7 protein-coding genes are annotated in these 7,166 nt (G+C 46.1%); 5 read left to right on the top strand and 2 right to left on the bottom strand.

Translation table 11 applies throughout. The features are described 5' to 3' along the window. Positions 1–924: 924 nt before the first annotated feature. Entirely contained in the window at positions 925–1,830 is a 906-nt protein-coding gene (locus KO537_RS16750; RefSeq protein WP_006083558.1) for a helix-turn-helix transcriptional regulator, read from the bottom strand. 55 nt (positions 1,831–1,885) lie between these two features. Next, entirely contained in the window at positions 1,886–2,758 is an 873-nt protein-coding gene (locus tag KO537_RS16745; protein ID WP_113940335.1) for a formate dehydrogenase accessory sulfurtransferase FdhD, read from the bottom strand. A gap of 337 nt (positions 2,759–3,095) precedes the next feature. On the opposite strand from KO537_RS16745, the gene KO537_RS16740 reads away from it, so the two are divergent. From KO537_RS16740 to KO537_RS16720, 5 genes are all read left to right on the top strand, one after another. Beyond that, positions 3,096–3,560, top strand: a complete 465-nt coding sequence (locus tag KO537_RS16740) for a DUF3305 domain-containing protein (protein ID WP_219235004.1) — start codon at positions 3,096–3,098, stop codon at positions 3,558–3,560. Next, positions 3,560–4,237, top strand: coding sequence for a DUF3306 domain-containing protein (locus KO537_RS16735; protein ID WP_219235003.1), 678 nt, complete (start codon positions 3,560–3,562; stop codon positions 4,235–4,237). Before KO537_RS16740 ends, KO537_RS16735 begins: the two co-directional genes overlap by 1 nt. Positions 4,238–4,426: 189 nt before the next feature. Then, the gene (locus KO537_RS16730; protein ID WP_219235016.1) at positions 4,427–6,088 is read left to right on the top strand and encodes a 4Fe-4S binding protein; all 1,662 of its coding nucleotides are present in this window, start codon (positions 4,427–4,429) and stop codon (positions 6,086–6,088) included. A 10-nt stretch (positions 6,089–6,098) separates the two neighbouring features. Further along, a complete protein-coding gene (locus KO537_RS16725; protein ID WP_219235002.1) occupies positions 6,099–6,776 on the top strand; it encodes a molecular chaperone TorD family protein in 678 nt (225 codons plus the stop codon). Between the two features lie 177 nt (positions 6,777–6,953). Next, positions 6,954–7,145, top strand: a complete 192-nt coding sequence (locus KO537_RS16720) for a twin-arginine translocation signal domain-containing protein (protein WP_113940320.1) — start codon at positions 6,954–6,956, stop codon at positions 7,143–7,145. Positions 7,146–7,166 lie beyond the last annotated feature (21 nt).

The raw sequence follows: 7,166 nt of genomic DNA, 5'->3' as shown, positions 1-7,166 counted from the left end.
TCCGTCTTGCGACTTCAGCGGCTCAATGAATTCTGATTTTTTGTTTCTCGCTAAAAGAAACAAACTGTACATATTACTATGAACACTCATTGTTACATTGATTTAAATTTTGACTGCCAACCCGAAGGTTAAGCAGTTTCGATTAACTCAACACCTGTGAGTGTCCACACAGATTTCTTGTTTTATCTTGTTAAAGAGCGTTGACCACATACCGTTGCCGGCGGGTCGTGCTGATGCTTCATCAGCTCAGGGTCGTGCATTTTACGCATTTCCCGTTTCGCGTCAAGGAGTTTTTTACAACTTCTTGCTGCGCTTGAATTAAGTGCTTAAAAGCTAATCAATTCAACTTAACTCGTCAGCTGGCTTTCGCTGTCTGCCGTGTCAGTGGATGCGCATTATAGGCAGCAGGAGATTTTGCGCAACCCCTATTTTCAGTAAATTTGCAGTTAATTCTAATTATCTAATCTAGCCACAAGATACCCACCACTTACCCCCAAAGTTATCCACAAAATAGCGCTTTATCTGTAATTTGGCCCAATTGATTGCCAGCGTACAGTATCAAGACAAAGGGATCATGAGCATGAATGCTATCAGATTTAAATGAGAATAACGGCTGCTCGAACCGGAATATCTCACCTCCACTTTGATATGGAGTCGTTTATGGGAGAATGACGGGGAACAACAGAAGAAGATGGCACTCTGAGTGTATTTGGCGATGAAGATACTTTACCTATATATAGTAGTTGCCTCCCATCAACCCACCATAGAAAGTCGAAACAACGTAATCAGCAATATAAAGAGGGTCTCTTTGATACTTATTCGTTAGTAACTGGCTACATTAGATATCAGCATGTAGTAGCAGTAATAAGTAATTCAGAGACCATTCAACTCTATTCACCTTAATCCATTACCGAGTTGAGTGGATTAGCTCGCACTCCATAGCAGTTGTCCGCAGTCGGTAAGATCATAGCCACCAAGTAGTGCCGCCATTTGCCTCGAGTGACCACTCGCCAACATAGTAAAAAGTTGTTGAAGCTGACGACGGAAGTAAATGCTTTGCGGCATAACGAAATCGAAAGACTCTTTAATCAGTGGCACGAAACTTAAACCACTTTCCAAAGCCACAGATTGACAACCAAAACCAATATCGGCATCACCCCTAGCGATATAACCCGCCAACTCGCGTTCACTATAGGCAGTTAGCACGACATTAAGTTGATCTAAGCGAGCACCTTGCTTTAACAACCAATGCTCTAAGTGCTGTTGGCTACCTGCGCCCCCCTGACGACTCACCCAACGCCAAGGCAAGTTCACGACTTTATCTTCTTCTTGGCATCTGTGGTGCATATCGGCACGCATGATCAACCCTTGCTGACGGGAGTAACCATGCACCATTATCCATTGCTGATGGTTGTTATAACCTTTAAGTAAAGCTGGGTGGCGAATATTTCTATCCTCCATGCTACCCCAGTGTAAGGTGCATACATCGGCATAACCTTTAGCAAGCAACTCTAACCCTAAGCGTGAACCTGTTGCGCTGTAGCTTATCAACTCACGGCTACCAACTTGCGCCATCAAACGCGCCACCAGCATAGATAATAGTGGATCGTCACTACCAGTGATCAATAAACGGTCGGTCAGCATGCCACTGTGACAAGAATCCATTACCCAACGGTCGATTAACACTTTCGGAAATAGCCATTTACCGGTGATTTTAGTGGCAGGGAGAATTCTGTCATTAGCCATGGCGTAGACTTTTTTCTCATTAAGATCTAAATACTCAGCCACTTGCTTCGCGCTCATGTAGACCAATTCACTGGCAGACGTCATCTTGTTTCCTTGTCTTGTTCTTCGTTACTGCATGTAAGTCTTAGCTGACTTGAGGCTAAGGAGCCGTATTGGCATCAAACTGCAGATTTTCACTACCGTGGTACACCAAAAAGTGACGACCTTTGGCGCGTGCAATAATAGTAATACCCAACTGCTGCGCTAGTGCTAAGCCCATCTGAGTCACGCCACTGCGTGATAGCAAAATAGGGATCCCCATTTTGGCGACTTTAATCACCATTTCCGAAGTTAAGCGGCCAGTGGTATAAAATATCTTATTATCACCGCGATCCTGAGTCAGCCACATATCCCCAGCCAAAGTATCTACGGCATTATGACGGCCAACATCCTCGACGAAAGCCATAATTTTATCGTCTTCGCACAAGCCACAACCGTGCACAGCACCCGCATTTTTATAGGTTTCATTATATTCGTTGATATTTTTCAATAAGCTATAAAGGGTGCTTTGCTTAAGACTTGGCGTTGGTAAATTGATGCCGTCTAAATCTTGCATAAAACTGCCATAAACCGTGCCTTGACCACAGCCTGATGTCACCGTTTTTTCGGAGAGTTTCTCATCCAGATCGGCGGTTTGTTCACGGGTAACCACGGCTGCAGAACTCACATCCCAATCGACAATAACCGAGTCCAATAGACTGACATCCGAAATAAAGCCTTGGTTCTTAAGATAACCTAACGCCAGTGACTCAGGTTTCGCCCCTAGGGTCATAAGTGTCACTATTGGTCGCCAGTTCAAATACACGGTAAGCGGACGTTCGCAGGCGACAAATTTATCCAACACTTCCCCGGCTTCATTCACTGCTTTTACAGCAATGGTTAGCGGTACTTCCACTTGAGTTCTCACAAAAGAACACTGATGCTGAGTTTTTTGAGAAGGATTGGCTGCCGCTATTTCGCTATCTGTGCTCATGTTGTTATCAGGAATAGTGATATTTTCAGAGATCATAATGTTACCGCTTAACGAGTCATGGCCAGAGCATAGCAATATTTATACCTAGACATAAAAATTGGGGTTAAATGCGTGATCTGCCGCAATGCTGATTTTTCATTAGCCCTTTTATGTCCCAAACAAAATCCTGTACTGGACAAAATGTCCAATTTATAGGGTGTTTTTGATGATCTAGCTCAAACTAATCCACTATGTTTACTGGCACCAATATTGCAGTGACCTTTTATCGCAATTTGTTGGTAAAACCGAACCGTTCACTCTACGGTTTGTCCATCAACACGGCTGAGACGGAGAGACAATGCAACATACAACTAGTGTTTGGCCTATGTACGTTTCACTCAAGAAAGTAGAGAAGCAAGTTGGCCGCTGGACCTCAGTACAATGGGAAATTGATCACCTACTTCCCGCCACCCATCAAGCCCCAGACGATGCAACCTTAGTGCTACTCGAACTGCACAAAGACGAACGCGCCAGCTATCGCCTCAATCTCGATTTAGATAACGCCATGCTGTATTTAGTATGTGATGAAACGGCCGATGGCACTTGGATACCGGCGGCATTATCGGCGGATCAGAATGTCGCGGCGGGTTGTCTTGAGGGCAATACCCCTGTCCTCAACTTATTGATGCCAAAAGCTATCGCTTGTTGGATTGAAGCCTTTATCACCCAATATGGTGAAGTCGAAATTGCCGCTCATCGCCGTAAACATGTCGATAGCCGTAATAATCAAGGCCCGAGTCACGATCCATTACGGAGGGACTAATGGCTGAATCCATACAAAAAACAGGCGGGCTACTGAGTCGCTGGAACCAACGGCGCGAACAAGTTGCAGCAGAGGAAGCGCGAGATGACGGGGAAACCACACCTCTGGAGACCATCGTAGCCGAGCCCACTATGGCAGTTGAGCAGCTTCAACCCACAGAGTCAGCCTTTGAACCTAATACTGCAGAGCATGACGATCCTAATCGCATCCTCACTGCAGCGGATTTACCCAATCCCGACGAAATTGAAATAGGCGGCAGCTTTGCAAGTTTTATGGGCGCCAATGTTGACCCTGCGGCTAAATCTGCAGCGCTACGTGCACTGTGGAAACAACCGCATTTCAACGAGATAGATGGGCTTTTGGAATATGCACTCGATTACAGTAATCAACCGAAACTCAGTGCAGAAGTCTCAGCTGAATTGATGCAAAAAGTCTTCCGTTACATAGCCGAAGACAGCGAGACCTCGGATGAAGAATCAGCTGTTTTAGCCAAACAAACTGAAGAAAGCAATCCATCCACGAGTCTTGATGTAAGCGAAACAACAACTCATGAGACTAATGAAGTCGAAGTCGAATGGGCAGCTGAGCCGATAACGGACAATTTGGATGGGGAGACTGATGACCTACCCCAAAATGCACCAGAGCCCTTAGCTCAGGTACATACCCGAGTTGTTTAACGTCAGTTTAGCTAATTTTAATGTCCGTAACTTTGGTATGTGAATTGCTGTACTAAGATATAAAAAAGCTTAGATAAAAGCAGAAAAGGCAATGACTTACTTATTACCAGCCGCCTAAATCTGCCCAGATACAGTAAAACAAGAAACAGCCAAAGTACTGTTCAGGAACGCAATGTGAGCACTTATTTGATGACCAATCAAACCCAAGAAGCGTTAAAACAAGCACGACAACAGGTATTAACGCAAACTCAGATGTTGCAGAATCTGATCCCGCCAACTGTCAGCTATACCACCGAAGGCAATGTTCTTATTATTGGCCCAGAAGATCTGGCTCGCCTTGCCGCGGACAAATTGTCCACTATGGCCCATAGGGTGATTTTAGCCAATGAAGCCATTACCAGCCAAGATGATGCGCACCTAGAACGTGTTATGGCAGCGGCAACTGATGTCGAAAGCTATTACAACAAACTCATTGGCGTAAAAGGCTTTTTAGGCCAATTTCAAGTCAGTGTTGAACATCAAGATGGTGCAGCCGAACTCAGTTTAGTGTCAATCCGTAAACCCCATTTCGATATCGTGCTCGATTTGAGCAGCGCAGCTTGTTTGAACTTAGAAATGCTGCCACCCGGCTATTTTTACGTAGGCCAAGACGCTGAAAAACTCGAAGATGCCCTTGCGCAAATTCCCGATCTCATCGGCCAATTTGATAAGCCGCGCTACGTCAAAATTAACCCAGATATCTGTGCCCACGACCGCAATGGCATCAATGGTTGTAATCGTTGCCTCAACTTCTGCCCAGCAGATGCGATCAGCAGTGTCGCAAAGAAAATTGAAATCGATCCATATCTTTGCCACGGCGCAGGCAGTTGTACCAGCGCTTGCCCAACGGGTGCTATCAGTTACGATTTACCTACGCCGCAAGCTTTGCATTCATACCTGAACAAAATTGTTAGTCGGTTCCGCGAGCAAGCACAAACCGCACCGGTGATTTTGTTCCACGATAATGCCGTCGGCGCCAACTTTATTAGTGACGATTTAGCAGGCGACATCCTCCCCGTTGCCCTCGAAGAAATTACCGTTGCTAGCGTAGATCATTGGTTGTCAGTACTCGCTTGGGGCGCGCGCCAAGTGCTGATCCTCAACACCGATGCAACAGCGCCAACCCTAACGCAAATGCTTAAAGGCGAACTTTCTTTAGCCAACAGTATTTTAGATGAGATGGGTCAGCCGCAACGTATCAGCCTCATCGACCCAAGCATGCTTGCCGATTTACATTCGATGCTCGATATCAGCTTAGATTGGCCCGTGATCGTGCCCGCCGCATTTGCGTCGACCACTAAACGCAATACGCTATTTGAAGCGATCGACCACCTCAATAGCCAAGCGGGTGAAATCGATACTTGCCTCAGCCTCAGCAATATTCCCTTTGGCAAAGTCAGTGTGAATGTCGAAAAGTGCACTATGTGTATGTCCTGCGTGGCAATTTGCCCAACCGTGGCATTACAAGATGGCGGCGACAAACCTGCACTACACTTCATCGAGCAAAACTGCGTGCAATGCGGCTTATGTGAGGCAGCGTGTCCTGAAAAGGTTATCAGCCTTACCCCGCAAATTAACTTTAATAAAGCTGCCCGTCAGCAACAACACACCCTGAAAGAAGAAGCCCCCTTCGAATGTATTCGCTGCGGCTCTCCTTTTGCGACCCAATCTATGGTGCATCGGATGCTGGATATGGTCGGCGCGCACAGCGCATTTTCTGCCAATATTGAACGCTTGAAAATGTGTGGCGACTGCCGGGTAAAAGACATGTTTGAAGACATTCTTCAAGATCCTGAAAAGCAACTGCGATAAGAGATCCGCTATGACCGAATCAGTAAGACAAGTTTCAGAAAACGATCAGTTGAGAGCCGATATCTATCAACTGTTAGCCGCCCTATTGCGCCGTCAGCCAAGCCCTGAACTGCTACACTTTTTGGCCAATCTTGAAATTGATGCCAATGAAGACAACGAGATGACTAAAGCTTGGTTATCACTCCAACTCGCCGCACAGCAGTTCAACAGCGCACAACTAGAAGACGAGTATTTTGCCCTATTCCTCGGTGTAGGTTGTGGTGAGATCCTGCCCTACGGCAGCTGGTTTATGACGGGCTCATTGATGGATAAACCACTGGCATTGCTACGCCAAGACTTAATGCAACTAGGGTTTGAACGCGAAGACAACGTCAAGGAACCCGAAGATCACATTGCAGCCCTGTGTGAAGTGATGGGAACCCTGATTTTAGAAGCGCCAAGTTATCGCCAATTAGCTTTTTACCAACGCCATATCGGCAGCTGGATTGGCCGTTTTTGCGACAATTTAGCCAAAGCGCCAAGTGCGGCGTTTTACGCCACGGTTGCACAGCTAGCAAAAGCTTTTTTTGCAATGGAAGCCAGTGCTTTTGAGCAATTAAGCTTAGATATTCCAGTCAATTGCCCAGGCAGCGCAGACTTACAGCCAGCCACCAGCGATTTAGCAAAACCAGTAGAGTTAATGAACTAAGACTAAACTGAGTGATAGCGCGGCATGTGCGTGCTAAATGTAAATGTTAGAGATGAGTTCAAACTGCGAAGGTGAGATTAATGTTCACCTTAGCAACAATAACGGAAGCTTAGGCTTCCACAATAACCGAGGTGGTAGCCGTTTGTACCACCTTATCCAGTAACACAAGGAGACACTATGAAGAAGCCAGCTTCCGACATGGGCCGTCGTCAATTGCTTAAAGCATTGGCACTCGGCAGTGCGGCAGGCGCAGTGGTCACTGTGAGTAGTCAAGCGTTAGCTTCGACAAAAACGGCAGCGACCACAGAGCCTAAAAGTGAGAACTACCGCGAAACCGACCATATTCGTAGCTATTATGCGTCGCTTTAAAACTAAAATAGAGGAGAGTGT

This window comes from Shewanella sp. NKUCC01_JLK (assembly GCF_019345615.1).
Taxonomy (GTDB): Bacteria; Pseudomonadota; Gammaproteobacteria; order Enterobacterales; family Shewanellaceae; genus Shewanella; species Shewanella oncorhynchi.
Note: the sequence above shows the minus strand (reverse complement) of the source record. Positions and strands in the feature narration are given on the sequence as shown.